Origin of the sequence: Synechococcus sp. PROS-U-1, from assembly GCF_014279755.1 — a bacterium.
Taxonomy (GTDB): domain Bacteria; phylum Cyanobacteriota; class Cyanobacteriia; order PCC-6307; family Cyanobiaceae; genus Parasynechococcus.
In genome coordinates this window covers 2169070-2186113 of sequence record NZ_CP047951.1, presented here as the reverse complement: position 1 = coordinate 2186113, position 17044 = coordinate 2169070, and the positions used below count along the sequence as shown (strand labels likewise).

The window sequence follows — 17044 nt, the reverse complement described above, 5'->3', positions numbered from 1 at the left end:
GTGTTGTTCAGGATCCGCCGTAATGCCAGAGGATCAAGGCCGGCACCAAAAAGGTCATGATCGCCGTCAGGCCGAGGCCATAGCGGGTGACGTCCAAGAAGCGATACCGGCCAGGACCAAACACCATCAGATTGGTCTGATACCCGACGGGGGTGAGAAACGACTGACTGGCCCCGAACAGCACCGTGATCAGGAGTGCGGTGGGGGACATCTGCAGGGACGGCGCCAGTTGCACAGCCACAGGTGCCAACAGCGCCACCGAGGCTGCATTGCTCATCACCTGGGTCAACAGTGTGGTGCCAATGAAGATCACCATGAGGGCGGCGTAGCTCGGCCAGCCCGCCAGCCCCTGCTGGAGCACCAGAGCCATGGCGTCCGCAAGGCCCGTGCTCTGCATGGCAACGCTGAAGCTTGTGAGAGAGCCCAGCAGCAGAATCACATCCAGCCGGATCGAGCGCTGCAGTTCTCCGAGGCGCAGACAGCCTGTGGCCACCACGCTCACCATGGCCAACAGCACAGCGGCCACCAAAGGGATCGGGGTCAGGCTGGGCAGCAGCAGCATCGCGATGGCGATGCTCACCGCCACGGGCTTGCGCCGCACCGTGGGGAGGTCATCTTCCAGTCGATCCAGGACCAACAAGTCATTGCTGGCTTGCAGGCCGCGGATGGAGTCGATTGGTGCCTGAAGCAGCAGCACATCTCCTTCGCGCAGGATGACCTGCCCCAGGCGCTCCTGGACGGTCTCCTGGCCGCGGCGCAGGGCCAGCACTGTCGCGTTGTGGCGTTGCCGGAATCGCAATTCCCGCAGGCTGGCGCCAGCCAGGGTGGAGCCAGCCGGTAACAACACCTCCACGGTTTTCTGACCACTGGCTTCTTCGGTGTTCAGGCTGAAACCCGCGTTTTTGCCCTGGGTCGTGAGCTGAACCGTGTGATCCTGCTGTAGCCGCAGCAGATCCGGGCGGGTGACGCGCAAGAGCAGATGATCGCCGGCCTCAAGACGACGGTCCGCCAGAGGTGGCAGCAGTCGCTCTCCACCGCGCTGCAGTTCCAGCACATCAACGTCGAACCGACGTTGGAGTCGACTGTTCAGCAGAGAGCGCCCCACGAGCTCAGAGTCGGAAGGGATGCGCACTTCAGTGCAATAGCTGCTGTCCTTGGGATCGCCACCGAGGTCATCCGTGCTGGCACCACGGTCCGGCAGCAGGACCCTTGGAGCCAACACCAAATAAATCGCCCCTGCCAGCCAGACCGGCAAGCTGATCAAAGTGAAGCTGAACAGATCGAGCGAGCCATATCCAAGTTGTTGACTGATGTCGCTCACCAACAGGTTCACCGAGCTGCCCAGCAGCGTCAGGGTGCCCCCCAGAACCGTTGAAAACGACAACGGCAGCAACACCCGGGATGGCGAAATGCCACGCCGCTGGCACCAGCCTTCGACGACGGGAAGCAGGGATGCCACCACGGGCGTGTTGGGCACAACCCCTGAGACCGGGGCAATAACGAAGGCCATCAGGGCGATCAGACGGCGCGACGAACGGATCCGTTCCGAGGCGATGAGGGCCCGAAGTCGATCCAGGGCCCCGCTTTTGAACAGTGCAGCGGAGACAGGAAACAGGCCCAACAGGGTGATCAGCGCAGGGCTGCCAAACCCCGCCAGGGCCTCCTGTGGGTTGAGCACTCCAGTTGCGATTAATAGGCTTAGGCTCAGCAGTCCTGTGAGCTCAGGAGCAATCACCCCGGTGATGAACAACACCACCGCCAGAGCCAGCACGGCCAGCGTGATCAACGCCTGTGGGTTCTGAAGAACGTTGATCAGCTCGGCCATGGCGGCGTCTCGCCGGTCGTCAATTGCGGGGATTCTGCCCCGGGATCAAAAAATTGCTCGCGCAGCCACTGCTGCAGCCCCTTCAGCCCGTCCCCCCGAGCGGCGGAGAGGAACAGGGCATCGGGCTCCCGCTCATGAATCGCTTCGATGGCAGTTGCCTCGCAACGGTCGATTTGATTGGCGATGACCCGGCGCAGGGCGGTGCTGCCGAGGTCATCGAGCAGGCGATGCACGGTGTCCAGGTGGCCTTGCCAGTCGGGGTCGGCGAGATCCAGAACCAAAAGCAGTACATCCGCGTCCAGTGCCTCTTCGAGCGTGGCGCGGAAGGCTTCCACCAATGGGGCGGGGAGATCGCGAATGAAGCCCACCGTGTCGGTGAGCAGTAGCCGTTGGGGGCGCGCCCCAGGGCAGGGCAGGTCGAGTTTGCGCGTGGTGGGATCCAGGGTGGCGAACAACTTGTTCTCCGCCAGCACGCGATCACTGGCCCGCTTGCCACACAAGGCATTGAGCAGGCTGGATTTGCCAGCGTTCGTATAACCGACCAGGGCCACCCGCGGCAGACCACGCCGCTGATCCCGCAGTCGGCTGCGGTGGGATTGAAGTTGGCGCTGGTCCCGCAGCAGCCGTTCGATGCGACGGCTGATGGCACGACGGTCTTTTTCCAGCTGAGTTTCCCCCGGGCCGCGGGTGCCGATGCCACCGCCCTGTCGCGACAGGCTGCTTCCACGCCCCAGCAGCCGCGGTAACCGATAGCGCAGTTGGGCCAGTTCCACCTGGAGCCGCCCTGCCGCACTGCCGGCCCGCTGGGCAAAGATGTCCAGGATCAGCTCACTGCGGTCGGAGACCGGGCAGCTGAGCAGCCGTTCCAGATTGCGAGCCTGCACCGGGGTGAGCTCCCGGTCGGTGATCACTAGGGAGGCCTGGCAGCGGCGGATCTCGAGGGCGGCTTCCTGGAGTTTTCCGGATCCCCAGAGTGTCTGGGGATTGGCCTGGCCCCGGCGCTGGCTGGTCCGGGCCACCGGGACGGCGCCGGCACTGCGCACCAGCCCTTCCAGCTCAGCCAGATCCCGCTGGTCGCGCTGCTCATCGCCACTGATCAACGTGAGCAGCAGCACCCGTTCCTCTCCGGCCGCGGCTTTGACGGTTGGATGTTGGGGCTCGTCTGGGGTGAGCGTGCACAGGTCGCGCAGGTCGCCCTGCTCGAACTCCCTCCAGCCATCGGGCTGCAGTGGATCAGGGATGAGCAGTTCGGCCGGGCGGCCGCCATCGGCCGCGGGGCATGGCGCAAAGCGCAGCCAGTGCCTGGGGGCAAGGTCGAGGGCGACCACGGCGTCGCGGGGATCTTGGTGAAGCCCTTTGCGGGAGAAGGGGCAGCTGATCAGGCGCCACCCGCCGCTGCTGCGCCGCGGCGTTGCTGGCAGGTGCTGCAGCGGGGAATCGCTTCCGGTGAGGGGGCCCAGCCAGAGCAGGCGGCAGAGGCCACGTCCATCGAGCACCAGGTGCAGTGGCATCTCTAAATCAAGCACCAGATCCGCAAGTCGTTCGAGGCTCAGCAGGTCGGCGCCACAGTCTTCGGGATGACGGCGATGGCTCAATCGCTCCAGCTGGTGTTGCTGGCTGGGGCGCAGACCGCGGCAGCGCCCGCCGAGGTGGGATTGCTTCAACGGCTCAGCAACCAGGCGCCTGCTGAGCGCAGTCCCAGGGAGAGCCCAGGCAAGCGGGTCAGGTACGTGGCCCGGCGCAACTGAAACGCCAGCGGGCCGGCCAGGGTGAGCCCCATGCCCGTCAGGGTGGCGTCACCGACGCCGAGGCTGAGCATTTCGCCACGATCTTCAAATTGGAAGGGTTGCGGTTCCTCCCCTATCCGCAGGCTCGCGATGGCTGCGGCGGTGGCATCTCCCTGTTGCATGGCCACCTGGGCGCTGGCGGGCCACGGGCTGCCTGGCCGGGCTGAAATATCCCCAAGAGCAAAGCTGTTGGTGCTGCCCACCATGCGCAGGTCCGCGTCAACGGCGAGACGCCCCCGTTCCAGCACAGGTGTGGGTGAAATCGCTGGTATGGAGGGGTTGCTCCCTGCAGTCCAGATCAATCCGGAGTGACGCAGCACGGAACCATTCGCCAGAACGGCAGTGCTGGACGTCACTTCGCTCACGCTGGTGTTCAGTTGGACCACCACCCCTTTGCGTTCGAGCCCTGCCTGGGCCCTCTCCCGGTTGAACGCCGTGCTGCTGGGCAGGATTTCATCGCCCATTTCCACCAACCGAACGCTGGCAGCCCCATCGATGAGGTCAGCCATCTTGCACGCCAGTTCCACGCCGGTGGGACCAGCGCCAACAACGATCAGACCCGCGTTTCCATCACGCTGTTGGCCCAGACTGTTGAGCCATTGCTTCAGGCGGCCGACATCCTTCAGATCACGGAAGCCAGAGCTGTGCGCCTGCACGCCTGGAATGCCGAAATCATTCGGTCTGGAGCCCGTCGCCAGCACCAGTTGGGCCCAGCCCAACCGGTCGCCCGAGGCGAGTTCGATGGTCTGGCAGGTTTGCTCGATGCGAACAACGGTGTCTTGAATCCAGCAGATGCCGTTGTTCAGCAGCTGGTCGTAGCGGGGAGCGACCTCCCAGGTTTGAAGTTCATCACTGAGCAGTTCGTAGAGCAGCGGTTGAAACAGAAACCGATCGCGCGGTTCGATCAGAACGATGGGGCAGCCGGGCTGCCGTCGCTGAAGTGCAAGAGCTGTGAACAGTCCCCCGAATCCACCGCCAACGATCACCACGGCATCCGACGTGGACGAGGGTGAACGCATGAAAGAGGCCGCTGGTTTCAAGACGATAGGAAGCACACCCGGGCCCTCGACAGGGGAAGATGGCGTGATGACGGAGGCCCCCGACGCAATGGTGCCCATGGCGGTGCAAAACGACTTGCGTAATGGGCGCAAGCTGCTGGAGACCATGGAGCCGCAGCAGCGTCTTGCCTGGGGGTTGGATCAGTTTGGTGATCGCTTTGCACTCACCACCAGTTTCGGGATTCAATCGGCTGTGCTCCTGCACATGCTGAGCGCGCTTAAGGGGGGTGACGCTGTTCCGGTGATTTGGATTGACACCGGATATCTCCCCGCGGAGACCTACGCCTACGCCGACCAGCTCACCCATCAGTTGAAGATTCGTCTGGTGGTCAGTCAGAGCAAGATGTCTCCGGCACGGATGGAGGCCCTGCATGGCCGGCTCTGGGAGTCCGGCAGCGTCGACGACATGGAGACATACCACCGGATCCGCAAGGTGGAACCTCTGGAGCAGGCGCTGAATGACCTCGATACGCGCTGCTGGGCCAGCGGCGTGCGGCGTGGTCAGACCGATCACCGCCGCTCGATGACGGCGTTGGACCGGATTCGGGAGCGTTGGTCCTTAAGACCCTTGCTCGAGTGGACCCAGCGCGATGTCTATTACTACATGCAATCGAACAATCTCCCTCAGCATCCGTTGTTCGAGCAGGGCTATTCCACCGTGGGGGACTGGCATTCCAGTGGCCCAGACGTGGGCGATCTGAGTGGCCGCGACACGCGATTCGGGGGGCTGAAGCAGGAGTGTGGAATCCATCTCCCCCAGGACGCCGTTGAAGGGCTGATGGGTGAAGGCATCTGAGTGAAGGTGTCTGAACGGGGCGGCGGCCGCGCTCTTCTGATTGGCAACAGTCGCTGGCACTGGGCCCAGCGCAATCAGAACGGAGTCCAGGTTGACCACGGGGCCCCAGACCCCGAGCGCATTGGCATCGAGCCTCCGATCTGGGCGGCGGTGGGGCCGGTGCCCGAGCAGCTCAGGGCTCACCAGGACCTGCGCATTCTTCTGGAGGATGTTCCGTTGCTGAAAGCACCGCCCTGGTTGGGTGTGGATCGAGCTCTCGGGGCCTGGATGGCCTGGCGATGCAGCCAGGAGCGACAGCTCGACTGTTCCAGGGGTCTGCTTCTGGTGGATGCAGGCACCGTGTTGAGCCTTACCCGGTTGGATGCAGATGGTTGTTTTGCCGGAGGGCAGCTGATTCCGGGGTATCGGCTTCAGCTCAGGGCCATGGCGGAGGGAACTGTCGGCCTTCCATCAACTTCGGAGTTTGCTGAAGACGTCTTCCCCCAAGACGTCTTTCCACAAGAGACGGTGGCGGCCATGCAGCGTGGTGTGCTGCAGGCCTTGCTGGCCTCCATCGCGGAAGCCCAGCAACACTCGAGAGGGTTGGTGTGGATCTGCGGCGGTGACGCCAACCTGTTGCAGACGCATTGGAGAGGTGCCTCTGAGTTGTTGCAGGTGGAGGGTGATCTTCAGCTGCAAGCGCTGTTGGATCTGGCCGCGGGCATCAGCTCAAGTTGAGATCGCTGATCAGGGTGTCGGCCATGGTCGCTGCTTTGACCTTGAGATAAATCCGCTCGAGCTTGCCGTTTTCATCAATCAAAAAGGTGTGGCGCATCATCCCCATGTATTCGCGCCCCATGAATTTCTTCAGCCCATAGCTCTCATAAAGGCTGGCGACGGCACAGGGCTCCACATCGGTGAGCAGCGTGAAGGGGAGCTCGTGTTTGCTGATGAATTTGCCGTGGGAGGTGGCTCCGTCTTTGCTGATGCCCAGAACGGTGATGTTGTTGGCCTTCAGTTGATCCCAGCGATCGCGGAAGTTGCAGGCCTCTTTGGTGCATCCAGGGGTGTCGTCCTTTGGATAGAAATACAGAACAACTTTCTGTCCGCGCAGTGAAGCGAGGCTGACGGAATCACCGTTTTGATCGGGAAGGGTGAAGTCAGGGGCGGCGTCGCCGATTTGCAGGCTCACAGACTGGGCTTTGGCAGTGGCGGCAGCGTACGGCGTTCCGGACAAGCCCGGGTCGGGACAAGACTGTTTGTGCTGCCTACGTTGCAACCAACTTGCAGTTGGTCGGCCATGGAGTCGCGGACCCGAACCAATCAAATCGGACGTTCCCTGGCTGCTCTCGGTCTGTTGGCCATCGGGGTGAGTGCGCTCGTCGCCCCTCGTCATGGTCTTTCCTTGGATCAAGCCGTTCCACGGCCGTCGCAGGTGAACCTCAGCCGAAGGTTGTTACAGCGCGAAATCACTTTGCATCAACGCAGTGAAGCCGAAACACTGCTGATGGATTTCACCCGTGCTCAGATGACACGCCACTACTGGGGTGAATTCGCAGGCTCCTTGCAGGATCTTGGCCTTTCTGCCGGTCCACAGCTGGTTGCAACGGTGGAGGGTGATGCCGTTCGAACCCGTCTTTGGATTCAGCCTCATCACGGCACGGAGGCTTACCTGGCCGAGGTGGAGCGCTGGGGCGGTCGCCTTCGGATGCGTCACTGCCGCGGTGAACGGGATGGCGTGGGTCTGGTGCATGAAGACAGCTGCCCGGACGGATGGCAAAGGATTCACTTGAATTGACCAGAGATTTCTGCTTTCGTTTGGCGAGGAGAAGGTACAAATCGACCTGAAATATTGAGTCTCGCGAGACTGTTCTCGCGAAATCCCGGTTATTCGTGTGGTGCTGGCCTTTTAAGGGGCTTGTTCTTGTTGGCGATTTTTCTTTTGGGAGCTATTTTTTGAATTGACGTGCTCTCTTTGTCGTCCGTGTTTTCTCGTCTCGCCGCTGGCCTTCTGGCCGGTGCCTCCCTCGCCGCTCTGGCAGTTCCTGCTGAAGCAGGAACCAAGCGTCCCGTCCGCTGGAACACCGGCGGTGCTGTGTGGACCACCACCTCTTCTGAGTTCAAGACTTTCTTGACCACCGGTGAAGTCACCGACCGTGCTCTGGATGCCGGCATCAACAACTCCGGTTGGACTGCCGAAGAAATCCAGGAAGGCATGACCAAGACCTACGCCGTCGACATCGTCGGTGTGTCCCGCTTCCTGTACTCCGACGACGGCGTCAAGTTCCTGAAGGATCAGACCCGTTCCTACTTCCCTTACTGGAAGATGAAGTCCACCTCCGTGGTGGCCCTGCGCTCCGCGATCATCGCCGACTCCATCGACGGTGAAATCTCCTCCGCCAGCATCATGGCTGAGCTGCCTGTGGACTTCCGCCTGGCTGACACCTGCGGCACCTACGACGGCATCCAGAACGTCTGCGCCCCCGACAAGTGCGAAGGCGACGCCCAGTGCACCTCCCTGCTGTCCTGGTACGTCTTCCTGCCCGCTTGCGTGCAGGCCAACTCCGTGCTGCCCGAGCCCGCTGCTCGTCCCGCTTACGTCGCTCCTGCCCGTCCCCTCTGGTGATCAGGCCCTGAGCCCTGTTTCATTGCCCCGGCTACGGCCGGGGTTTTTTTTATGGCGTGATTCGGTTGCCTTTGATCAGTTGATGGCGCATGGGCAGTCGCAGGCCGCCGTCGCCAAGGCCGTTCAACGTCCGGCGCAATTCTGCAAGCACCTCCGTTTTGATCTCGCCCATGGCCTGCCGGTAAGGCGACCCCTCGGCAAGCCATCGGTCCGCAAGATCTGTGCTCCCCGGCAAGGTCAGATGTTCCAGCCAAGCGTCGCAACTGAGCTGCCAGCCTGCGTTTGCCAAGAGCTCTTCAGGGCGCTGCTGGAGTTCGAGCCAGCGTTGTTCCTGCTCCACAAGAGGGCTCAAGAGCTCCGCTGCGCCTCCGCTCTGTCGGAGAGCACCGGCCGGACCCAGTTCTGCACGGCTCAGCAGCAGCCGCAACCCCGTCGTCGGTTGGGCATGCCGGTTGATCCCCTCCAACAGCGTTGTCCAGTTCGGTGCTTGCAGGTCAGCTGCAGCGAGCCTTCCGCCGATCCAGTCGAAGGCTTGGCTTGCGGGCAGGGCATCGAGGTTGCCAGTCAGCAGTTGAGGTCGATGCTCCGGTTCGAGCAGATTCAGCTGTGCGTCCAATCGGTTGCGGTCCGCTTCGTTGTCGCAGAGCACGGTCACGCCACCTTCTGGCGCGGCCCTTAAGGGATCGATGGCCCAGATCAGCGATCGCATCCCCAACAGCAGCACCCGATCCCTGCGGGTCCAGGGGATGTCGCGCCAGAGCCGCTCGCGCAGGCGCTGCAGTCGTTCCCCTTCCTGGCCAAGTTGGCGTTGCACCCAGCGGTCCACACCGGGACGGTCGGGCCCGCTGCTGAGCAGCAAGGGCTGGTCGGCCGCCAGTTCCGCGGCCGCGGCGAGTTGTGCCGCCCGGCGTTCCGCCATCCGGTCGCGCCGTTCCCCCTCCCATCCCAGTTGGCCGGGTTGCCAGAACACCTCCCCTTGCAGTGCAGCAGGGAGGTATTGCTGCTCCACCCAGTGTTCGGCATAGGCGTGGGGGTAGCGGTAGCCCGCGCCGTCGCCAAAGGCGTCTCCGTCCCGGTTGGCATCGCGCAAATGCCCGGGAACGTCCTGCTGTCGGGCGTCGCGGACCGTTTTCAGGGCATCAAAGAAGCCCAGAACGCTGTTGCTCTTTTCTGTACCCGCCAGGTAAAGGGCAGCCTGGGCCAGCGGATAGAGCCCTTCCGGCAGTCCCACCCGTTCGAAGGCAGCGGCACAGGCTTCCACCACAACGATGGCCTGTGGGTCGGCCAGGCCGATGTCTTCCCCCGCTGCGATCAGCATCCGCCGGAAAATGAAGCGCGGGTTCTCGCCCGCCTCCACCATGCGCGCCAGCCAGAACATCGCCGCATCGGCATCTGAGCCCCGCAGCGATTTGATGAAGGCACTGATGGTGTCGTAGTGGGCATCGCCGTGCTTGTCGTAGAGCACCGCCCGCTGCTGGATCGATTCCTCGGCGATGGCCAGATTGATCTGAATCACGCCCTCGCCATCGGGCTCCGAACTTTCCACCGCCAGTTCAAGGGCGTTGAGCAGGCTGCGGGCGTCGCCGCCCGCCACGTCCACGAGGTGGTCGGCGGCATCACTGCTGATGAAGATTGACCGGTCGCCGTAGCCCCGTTCGCCATCAGCAAGGGCGCGTTGCAGCAGCCGCTTTAAATCCTCCGGCTCCAGTGGCAACAGACGGAACAGCCGTGAGCGGCTGACCAGCGCCTTGTTGACTTCGAAATAGGGGTTCTCCGTGGTGGCACCGATCAGGGTGACGGTTCCGTTCTCCACCCACGGCAACAGGGCATCCTGCTGGGCACTGTTGAAGCGGTGCACCTCGTCGATGAACAGGATCGTGCGCAATCCATGCCGTTCCAGCCGTTGGCGTGCAGCATCCACTTCGATCCGCAGGTCCTTCACGCCTGCGAGCACGGCATTGAGGCTGCTGAAGTGAGCGCGGGTGTGGTTGGCAATGATCCGCGCCAGAGTGGTCTTGCCGACCCCCGGCGGTCCATGCAGGATCAGGTTGCCAACCCGATCGGCCTTGATGGCGCGGCGCAGGAGCCGTCCGTCCGCCAGGATCCCGCTCTGACCCTCAAATTCCTCCAGCGTGCGCGGACGCATTCGGTCGGCCAAGGGGGCCAGCCGCCGCCGTTGCTGCTCACCGTGAAAAGCGAAGAGGTCCTGACCCAACGGACAATCGGCGTTGACCCAGTGTCCCTGACGTCCTGAATCAGCGCAGGAGCTGGTCCGAATCGAACGCTTTTGTTCGATCCGGTTTCCAGAGCTGCAAACCCTTCGCGGCCAGGCTGTCAGGAACACTCCATAATCCGGGGCAAAGCCTTTTTGCCGTGCGTCACCCGCAGCGACTCCTGCTCACCCTCGCCGCCCTGATCACGGTCAGTTCCTGCAAGAGCGAAGCCCCGAAGCCGCCGCCGCCGAAGGTTCAGGCCGTCTCAACCCAGATGGCTGAATTCACCGAGGGAGTCGACACCGTCAGCACGCTGGAAGCCAGCAATCTCGTCGAGCTTGCTGCTCAGTCGGGAGGCCGAATCCTTGATCTGAAAATTCGCCAGGGTGACGAAGTCGAAGCCGGCCAGTTGTTGGTGGTTCTCGACCAAGAGCAGCAACGTGCCCGGCTTGCCGAAGACAAGGCCAAGGCAGGTAGCGCCAAGGTGAATTACGAGCGATATCAATATCTGGCCCAAACCGGAGCGGCTTCCCAGAAGGAGCTCGACCGCTACCGGACTCAGTACATCGCTGCTGAGGAGAAGGTGAAATCCACCGAAGCAACGCTGAACTACAACAACCTGATTGCTCCCTCGCCGGGGATGGTGGCTGACGTGACCGTCAAGGTGGGCGATGTGATTCAGCAGGGCCAGGTGTTCACCAGCCTGGTCCAGAACAACGAACTCGAAGCACGAGTCGAGGTGCCCGCAGTGTTCTCCTCTCGTCTGTCCCTTGGGCAGCCGGTGCTGCTCAGTGCGCCGGGCAGTTACGACCTGCTGGCGACCGGAGAGGTGGGCTCGATCGACCCCCGGGTCAACAAGCAGACCCAGGGATTGTTGGTGAAGGCGGTCTTCCCCAATGAGGATGGAAAGCTGCGGGATGGTCAACGTCTTCGCACTCGGGTTCAGATCAAGGCCGAGGAGCAACTTGCCGTTCCCTTTGCCGCTGTCACCCAGACCTCGGGCCAAAGCTTCGTGTTCCGCCTTGGCACGTTTGAGGAGCTCAAGGAGAATCCCGGCAAAGCCGACATAGCGACCCTGGAGAAGGGAATCAAGGCCGGCAAGCTGCCCGCTGATGCCAAGTTCGCCCTGCAAACGCCGGTCACGGTGGGCGAGTTGGAGAACCAGCTCTACCCGATCACCAAAGGTCTTGAAGCCAATCAGATGGTGGTCACCACCAATCTGCTCAACCTGAAACACGGCATGCCCGTGCAGGTGCAACCCGCCAAGGCGAACTGAGGTTGAACGATGTCTGCTTCCAATAACTTCATCACCAGGCCGGTTCTCAGCACGGTCTGCAGCCTGTTGATCGTGATCGTCGGTTTGATCGCGATTCCGATCCTGCCGATCGAAAACCTTCCAGACATTGCTCCGCCAACGGTGAAGGTGCAGTCCACCTACGTGGGCGCCGATGCGGTTGCTGTTGAGCAGGGGGTGACCTCCGTTCTCGAGCAGCAGATCAACGGGGTGGAAAACATGGACTTCATCACCTCCAACAGCTCGTCGGACGGTGTGAGTTCGATCTCGGTGTCGTTTGCAAGCGGCACTGACGGCAACATCAACCAGGTGAACGTGCAGAACCGCGTCTCCCTGGCGGAGCCGCAGTTGCCCGAGGAGGTGCGCAAGTCGGGTGTGACGGTCAACAAGGCCTCCAACTCGATTCTGCTCGTCTACAACTTCGTCAACGAAGACCCCTCCAAGACCGAATATTCGGTGGAGACGATCAGTGGATATCTCGATAAGAACCTCACCGATAACGTCAAGCGGGTGAAGGGTGTCGGCGACGTCACCTACTTCGGCAACAGGAAGATCGCCTTTCGTCTCTGGCTTGATCCAGAAAAACTGACTGCTAACAACCTGTCGGCCACCGATGTGGTCAATAAGCTGCAAAGTCAGAACCGCCTGGTTCCTGCCGGCCAGATCGGCGGTGCTCCTGCTCCTGAAGGTCAGGAATTCACCTTCACCGTTCAGCTGCAGGGTCGCCTGACCAGCACCCAGGAATTCGAGAACATCATTCTGAGAACCACTGATGCCGGTGGTCTTGTTCGGCTCAAGGATGTGGGCCGTGTGGAGCTCGGTGGTGAGACCTACGGCATCGATGCCATGGATCTCAACGGCACGCCTTCGGTGGGTATTGCCATCTACCAGCTCTCCGGCAGTAACGCCATTGAGGTGTCCAACGGTGTGAAGGAGGTGCTGGGCGAGTTCGAGAAAACCCTGCCTGTTGGCCTCGGGGTGCAGAAGATCTACGACACCACCGACTTCATCAACCAGTCGATCAAAGGTGTGACCAACTCCCTGCGGGATGCGGTGATTCTGGTGGTGCTGATTCTGTTCCTGTTCCTTCAGAACTGGAAGGCCACGCTTGTTCCCGCCATTGCGATTCCAGTGGCCTTGATCGGTACCTTCGCCCTGGTGCTGGCCTTCGGCTTCTCGCTCAACCAGCTGACCCTGTTTGGTCTGGTGCTGGCTACCGGTCTGGTGGTGGACGACGCCATCACGGTGGTGGAAGACACCTCGGCCAAGAAAGCGGAGGGCATGACATCCGTGCAGGCGGCCATGGAAACCATGGATGAGCTGTTCGGTGCTGTGATCGCCACGTCTCTGGTGAAGATGGCGGTGTTCCTGCCGGTGCTGTTTTTCCCCGGTGCCACCGGCACGATCTACAAGCAGTTCGCCGCCACGATCCTCTTCTCGATTGGTATCTCCACCTTCAACGCGTTGACGTTCTCGCCGATGCTCTCGGCCCTGCTGCTGTCCCGCGAGACCAAGGAGCTCAGCCGCAATCAGTACGCCACGGCCGGTGTTGTTCTTGGCTTCATCTACGGCCTGCTCAGTGCTGGCAATGGAGCCGCCGCCGCTCTGATCCCCGCGGTGATCGGTGCTGTAATCGGCTTCATCGCCGGCAAGATCACCAGCCTGCCGCTGCGTCTTCCCTTCACCGCGGGTGGTGCTGCAGTGGGCGTGATCACCACCGGGGTGATCTTCACCAATCCGATTCCTGTGGTGTTGTTCACCGCCATCGGTGGCGTTGTGGGCTACTTCGTTCCCCTGATCTTCACCAACTTCAACCGTCTCTATGGCGGCTTTGAGAAGCGCTACGCCACGATCCTCGATGGCGTGCTGAAGGCTCGTCCGATTGTGATGGCGGCCCTGGCGGCGGGCATCCTGTTGACGGGATTCGCCTTTACCCGCATTCCCGGTGGTTTTGTGCCGATTGAAGACCAGGGCTATGCCATCGGTTTCGTGCAGGCTCCTGATGGGGTCTCCAACGCGAAAACCCTTGAGATCAACCGTCAGGTGGCCGAAGTGATGCGCTCGGAAGAAGACATCTCATCAGCTGCTTTGTTCAGTGGAGCCAGCCTCGATGGCAACGCCCCCAACAAGGGTCTGTTCTTCATCGGGATGAAGCATTGGGATGAACGTCCCGGTAATGACCACACCGTGGGTGCTGTGGTGAAGCGTCTCAACGCCAAGTTGTATGGCGCGATTGATGGCGGTCGAGTCTTTGTGGTCGAGCCCCCATCGATCCCCGGCTACGGCACTGGTGGCGGCTTCGAGTTCCAGCTGCTGGATCAGAGCAGCGGCGTGTATTCCCTGAATGAGTTTTTCGGGTCTGCCCAGCAGATCATTCAGACGGCCAACACCGATCCCGTCCTCAATCAGGTCTATTCATTGTTCTCGCCGCAGGCGCCGCAATACAAGATTGATGTCGACCGGGAGCAGATGGCATCCCTCGGTGTCGACTTCGGTTCGGCCATGTCGACCTTCAGCATCAACTTCGGTGGTCGCTATGTGAACGACACCTTCCAGGAAGGCAAGGTGCGGAGGGTTTATGTGCAGGCGGATGAGGTGAGCCGGGCCACCCCACAGCGGTTGTCTGCCATCTATGTCGCCAATGGGAAGGGTGAACAGATTCCTCTCTCGGAATTTTTCACCGTGAAGCAGACGGTGGGCCCCAGCGTTATTCCCCACTTCAACCTTTATCGCTCGATCAAGATTGACGGCACCCCCAAGGAGGGCAACAGCTCGGGTCAGGCGATCGGGGCGATGAAGCAGATCTTCAACGCGGGCACCTATCAAGGCCTTGGCTTCGACTGGACCGGCATCTCCCGAGAGGAAGTGAAGGCTGGATCTCTTGCCGTTGTGATCTTCGCCCTGGGCATCCTGGCGGTGTTTCTGGTGCTCTCCGCCCAGTACGAGAGCTACACCGATCCAATCATCATCCTGCTGACGGTGCCCACGGCCCTGCTGGGAGCTCTTGTGTTCCTAGGGGCGGCCGGTCAGGTGCTCAACATCTATGCCCAGGTGGGACTGGTGATGTTGATTGGTCTTGCAGGTGGCAACGCGATTCTCATCGTTGACCTGGCCAACCAGAAGATGGGAGAAGGGGCCTCAGCAATGGAGGCGGCAACGTTCTCGGCCAAGTCGCGCCTGCGGCCCATCCTGATGACGGCGATTTCCTCCCTCACCGGTTTTTTGCCATTGATGTTGGCCAAAGGAGCTGGTGCCCAGAGTCAGTCGTCCTTGGGTTTGGTCGTGTTTGGAGGTTTGCTCGTGGCCACCTTCCTCTCCACCTTGGTGGTTCCCGTCTTCTACGTGGTGATGAAGACCTTGTTGGGACAAGCCGATGCCAAGCCTCCTGAGGATGGCTCTACTCCCACCCCGCAACCAAGCTGATGTCTGAGCAGAAGCCTGAGCTGAATCAGCGCAAGCCCTTCAGTGGCATGCGCGTCCTGATTGCGGTGGCCATTGGCGCAGGGCTTGGCTTGGCTGTGGCCTATTTCCTCAAGGTGCTGATCGACAACAGCCCGGCCGAGATCGATTTAAGCCGCTTGCGTCTTTTCTATCTGATGGTGATCACCTCGGGAGGCTTGGGTGGCTTTGCGATCGAAACAATGCGTCAGCTGCAGGAAGAGGCCACCGATCCGGCCTATCGCCACTACAACTCCCATCGCGGTCGTCGTCGCTGAGCCGTTCAGCAATCCCTAAAAAAGCCACCCAACGGGTGGCTTTTTTGGTTCTCGGTTGTGTTGGTCCGCTTCAGGTGATCACCGGCTTCAGGTGATCACAGTGGGCTGATCCATGCCCGTGCGTTGCTTGATCTCCGCCAGGTCGTTGATCGCGCTGATCATGTCGGCGAGGGCGACCTGGGGATCCTGGTTGAGGTCGCCGCTGTTGGGCACGTAGCTCTCCAGGTAAACGCGGATCGTCGCGCCCTTGGTGCCTGTGCCGGAGAGGCGCACCACCACGCGGCTGCCGTCATCCAACAGGATGCGCAGTCCCTGGCCCGTGGTCACGGAACCATCAACGGGGTCGGTGTAGCTGAAGTTGTCGGCTGCGTTGATGGTGCGTCCGGCAAAGGCCTGGCCCACAAGGCTGGGCAGCATTGACTCCAGGCGGTCGTAGAGACCATGGGCGGCGTCGCTGGCAACGGCTTCGTAGTCGTGGCGCGAGTAGTAGTGGCGTCCAAAGCGCTTCCAGTGCTCCGCCATGATCTCGGCGACGCTGCAGCGGCGTTCGGCCAGGATCTGCAGCCAGAACAGCACGGCCCAGAGGCCGTCCTTTTCGCGCACGTGGTTGCTGCCGGTGCCGAAGCTCTCTTCACCACAGAGGGTGATTTTGCCGGCATCCAGCAGGTTGCCGAAGAATTTCCAGCCCGTTGGGGTTTCGAAGCAGTCAATCCCCAGTTCCTTGGCCACCACATCCACCGCTGCGCTGGTGGGCATGGAACGGGCCACACCCGCCAAGCCGGAGGCATAGGCCGGAGCCAGCGTGGCGTTGGCGGTCAGCACCGCGAGGCTGTCGCTGGGATTCACAAAGCAGCGCTGGCCCAGGATCATGTTGCGATCGCCATCGCCATCGCAGGCGGCACCGAAGCGGTAGTCGTCGCCTTCGAGCAGCAGTTCAGCCAGCTCGTGGGCGTAGGTGAGGTTGGGGTCGGGGTGGCCTTTGCCGAAGTCCTCTAGGGGAACGCCGTTGCGCACGCTCCCCGCCGGTGCGTCGAGCAATCCTTCGAACAATCGGGTGGCGTAGGGCCCGGTGACGGCATGCATGGCGTCAAAGGCCAGCGGGAAGTCGCTGCGGAGCAGATCGCGGATCTCATCAAAGTTGAACAGCTCCTGCATCAGCGTGACGAAATCGTCGACGCCGTCGATCACCTCCACTTGCATGGCACCGATGCTGTGCAGACCCGGTGCATCGAGGGAGATCGCTGCGGCCTCAACAATCGTGTATTGCGCCAGGGTCTTGGTGCACTCGTAGACCGCATCGGTGAAGGAGGCAGGGGTGGGGCCACCATTAGCGCCGTTGACCTTCACGCCGAAGTCGCCTTCTGGACCGCCAGGGTTATGGCTGGCGGACAGGATGATGCCGCCGATGGCTTGGCGTTGCCTGATCAGGTTGGAGGCGGCCGGTGTGGAGAGGATGCCGCCGGTGGTGACGATCACCTTGCTCAGACCATGGGCTGCGCCCATTCGCAGAATCACGTCGATGGCTCGGCGGTTGCCATAACGTCCATCGCCACCCAGCACCAGGGTTCCTCCCTGCACGCCTGGAAGAGTGCGCAACGATGCCTCGATGAAGCTCTCCAGGTAATGAGGTTCCTCGAACTGGTTGCTGCTCTTGCGCAGGCCTGAGGTGCCTGGCTTCTGGTCGGTGAAGGGGGCGTCCAGGTGCACCTGGCGTTGGGTCGGTTCCGCAGGGGCCGAGGTGGTCATCACG

At 61.8% G+C, this 17044-nt stretch carries 13 protein-coding genes; 7 read left to right on the top strand and 6 right to left on the bottom strand.

The features are described from left to right. Positions 1-7: 7 nt before the first annotated feature. From SynPROSU1_RS11895 to SynPROSU1_RS11885, 3 genes are read right to left on the bottom strand one after another with little or no spacing between them, the layout of a single operon-like run. Positions 8-1825: an SLC13 family permease gene (locus SynPROSU1_RS11895; protein WP_186570683.1), complete on the bottom strand. Its 1818-nt coding sequence runs from the start codon at positions 1823-1825 to the stop codon at positions 8-10. Then, positions 1813-3489, bottom strand: coding sequence for a GTPase HflX (gene hflX / locus SynPROSU1_RS11890; RefSeq protein WP_186570682.1), 1677 nt, complete (start codon positions 3487-3489; stop codon positions 1813-1815). The genes SynPROSU1_RS11895 and hflX overlap by 13 nt, the downstream gene beginning before the upstream one ends. Continuing rightward, positions 3486-4631, bottom strand: coding sequence for an NAD(P)/FAD-dependent oxidoreductase (locus SynPROSU1_RS11885; RefSeq protein ID WP_186570681.1), 1146 nt, complete (start codon positions 4629-4631; stop codon positions 3486-3488). The genes hflX and SynPROSU1_RS11885 overlap by 4 nt, the downstream gene beginning before the upstream one ends. A gap of 67 nt (positions 4632-4698) precedes the next feature. Between SynPROSU1_RS11885 and SynPROSU1_RS11880 the strand changes: the two genes are divergently transcribed. After that, on the top strand, positions 4699-5466 hold the full coding sequence (locus SynPROSU1_RS11880) for a phosphoadenylyl-sulfate reductase (RefSeq protein ID WP_186572384.1): 768 nt from the start codon (positions 4699-4701) through the stop codon (positions 5464-5466). A 6-nt stretch (positions 5467-5472) separates the two neighbouring features. Next, complete coding sequence (locus SynPROSU1_RS11875; protein WP_255444671.1) at positions 5473-6183, top strand: type III pantothenate kinase; 711 nt, start codon at positions 5473-5475, stop codon at positions 6181-6183. Here the strand turns inward: SynPROSU1_RS11875 and bcp are convergent. Further along, positions 6170-6637, bottom strand: a complete 468-nt coding sequence (gene bcp, locus SynPROSU1_RS11870) for a thioredoxin-dependent thiol peroxidase (RefSeq protein ID WP_186570679.1) — start codon at positions 6635-6637, stop codon at positions 6170-6172. The genes SynPROSU1_RS11875 and bcp overlap by 14 nt on opposite strands. Positions 6638-6745: 108 nt before the next feature. Between bcp and SynPROSU1_RS11865 the strand changes: the two genes are divergently transcribed. After that, positions 6746-7243, top strand: a complete 498-nt coding sequence (locus SynPROSU1_RS11865; RefSeq protein WP_186570678.1) for a thymidylate synthase — start codon at positions 6746-6748, stop codon at positions 7241-7243. Positions 7244-7429: 186 nt separating this feature from the next. After that, positions 7430-8071, top strand: coding sequence for an alpha/beta hydrolase (locus tag SynPROSU1_RS11860; protein ID WP_186570677.1), 642 nt, complete (start codon positions 7430-7432; stop codon positions 8069-8071). A 49-nt stretch (positions 8072-8120) separates the two neighbouring features. On the opposite strand, the gene SynPROSU1_RS11855 is transcribed toward SynPROSU1_RS11860, so the two are convergent. After that, positions 8121-10286 carry an AAA family ATPase gene (locus SynPROSU1_RS11855; protein WP_186570676.1) on the bottom strand — a complete coding sequence of 722 codons (2166 nt, stop codon included), beginning with the start codon at positions 10284-10286 and terminating at the stop codon, positions 8121-8123. A gap of 158 nt (positions 10287-10444) precedes the next feature. Here SynPROSU1_RS11855 and SynPROSU1_RS11850 point away from each other — a divergent pair, with 158 nt between their 5' ends. Genes SynPROSU1_RS11850 through SynPROSU1_RS11840 form a run of 3 tightly spaced genes read left to right on the top strand, consistent with a single transcriptional unit; the run spans position 10445 to position 15294 of the window. Next, the gene (locus tag SynPROSU1_RS11850; protein ID WP_186570675.1) at positions 10445-11560 is read left to right on the top strand and encodes an efflux RND transporter periplasmic adaptor subunit; all 1116 of its coding nucleotides are present in this window, start codon (positions 10445-10447) and stop codon (positions 11558-11560) included. 9 nt (positions 11561-11569) lie between these two features. Continuing rightward, entirely contained in the window at positions 11570-15001 is a 3432-nt protein-coding gene (locus SynPROSU1_RS11845) for an efflux RND transporter permease subunit (protein WP_186570674.1), read from the top strand. Then, positions 15001-15294, top strand: coding sequence for a hypothetical protein (locus tag SynPROSU1_RS11840; protein ID WP_186570673.1), 294 nt, complete (start codon positions 15001-15003; stop codon positions 15292-15294). The genes SynPROSU1_RS11845 and SynPROSU1_RS11840 overlap by 1 nt, the downstream gene beginning before the upstream one ends. An 87-nt stretch (positions 15295-15381) precedes the next feature. Here SynPROSU1_RS11840 and SynPROSU1_RS11835 read toward each other — a convergent pair whose 3' ends face one another. Then, positions 15382-17040: an alpha-D-glucose phosphate-specific phosphoglucomutase gene (locus SynPROSU1_RS11835; RefSeq protein WP_186570672.1), complete on the bottom strand. Its 1659-nt coding sequence runs from the start codon at positions 17038-17040 to the stop codon at positions 15382-15384. Positions 17041-17044: the final 4 nt, after the last annotated feature.

Coding starts and splice junctions, on each gene's coding strand:
- SynPROSU1_RS11895 (WP_186570683.1), bottom strand. CDS start 1,825: ATGGCCGAGCTGATCAACGTTCTTCAGAACCCACAGGCGTTGATCACG.
- SynPROSU1_RS11885 (WP_186570681.1), bottom strand. CDS start 4,631: ATGCGTTCACCCTCGTCCACGTCGGATGCCGTGGTGATCGTTGGCGGT.
- SynPROSU1_RS11880 (WP_186572384.1), top strand. CDS start 4,699: ATGACGGAGGCCCCCGACGCAATGGTGCCCATGGCGGTGCAAAACGAC.
- SynPROSU1_RS11865 (WP_186570678.1), top strand. CDS start 6,746: ATGGAGTCGCGGACCCGAACCAATCAAATCGGACGTTCCCTGGCTGCT.
- SynPROSU1_RS11845 (WP_186570674.1), top strand. CDS start 11,570: ATGTCTGCTTCCAATAACTTCATCACCAGGCCGGTTCTCAGCACGGTC.
- SynPROSU1_RS11840 (WP_186570673.1), top strand. CDS start 15,001: ATGTCTGAGCAGAAGCCTGAGCTGAATCAGCGCAAGCCCTTCAGTGGC.
- SynPROSU1_RS11835 (WP_186570672.1), bottom strand. CDS start 17,040: ATGACCACCTCGGCCCCTGCGGAACCGACCCAACGCCAGGTGCACCTG.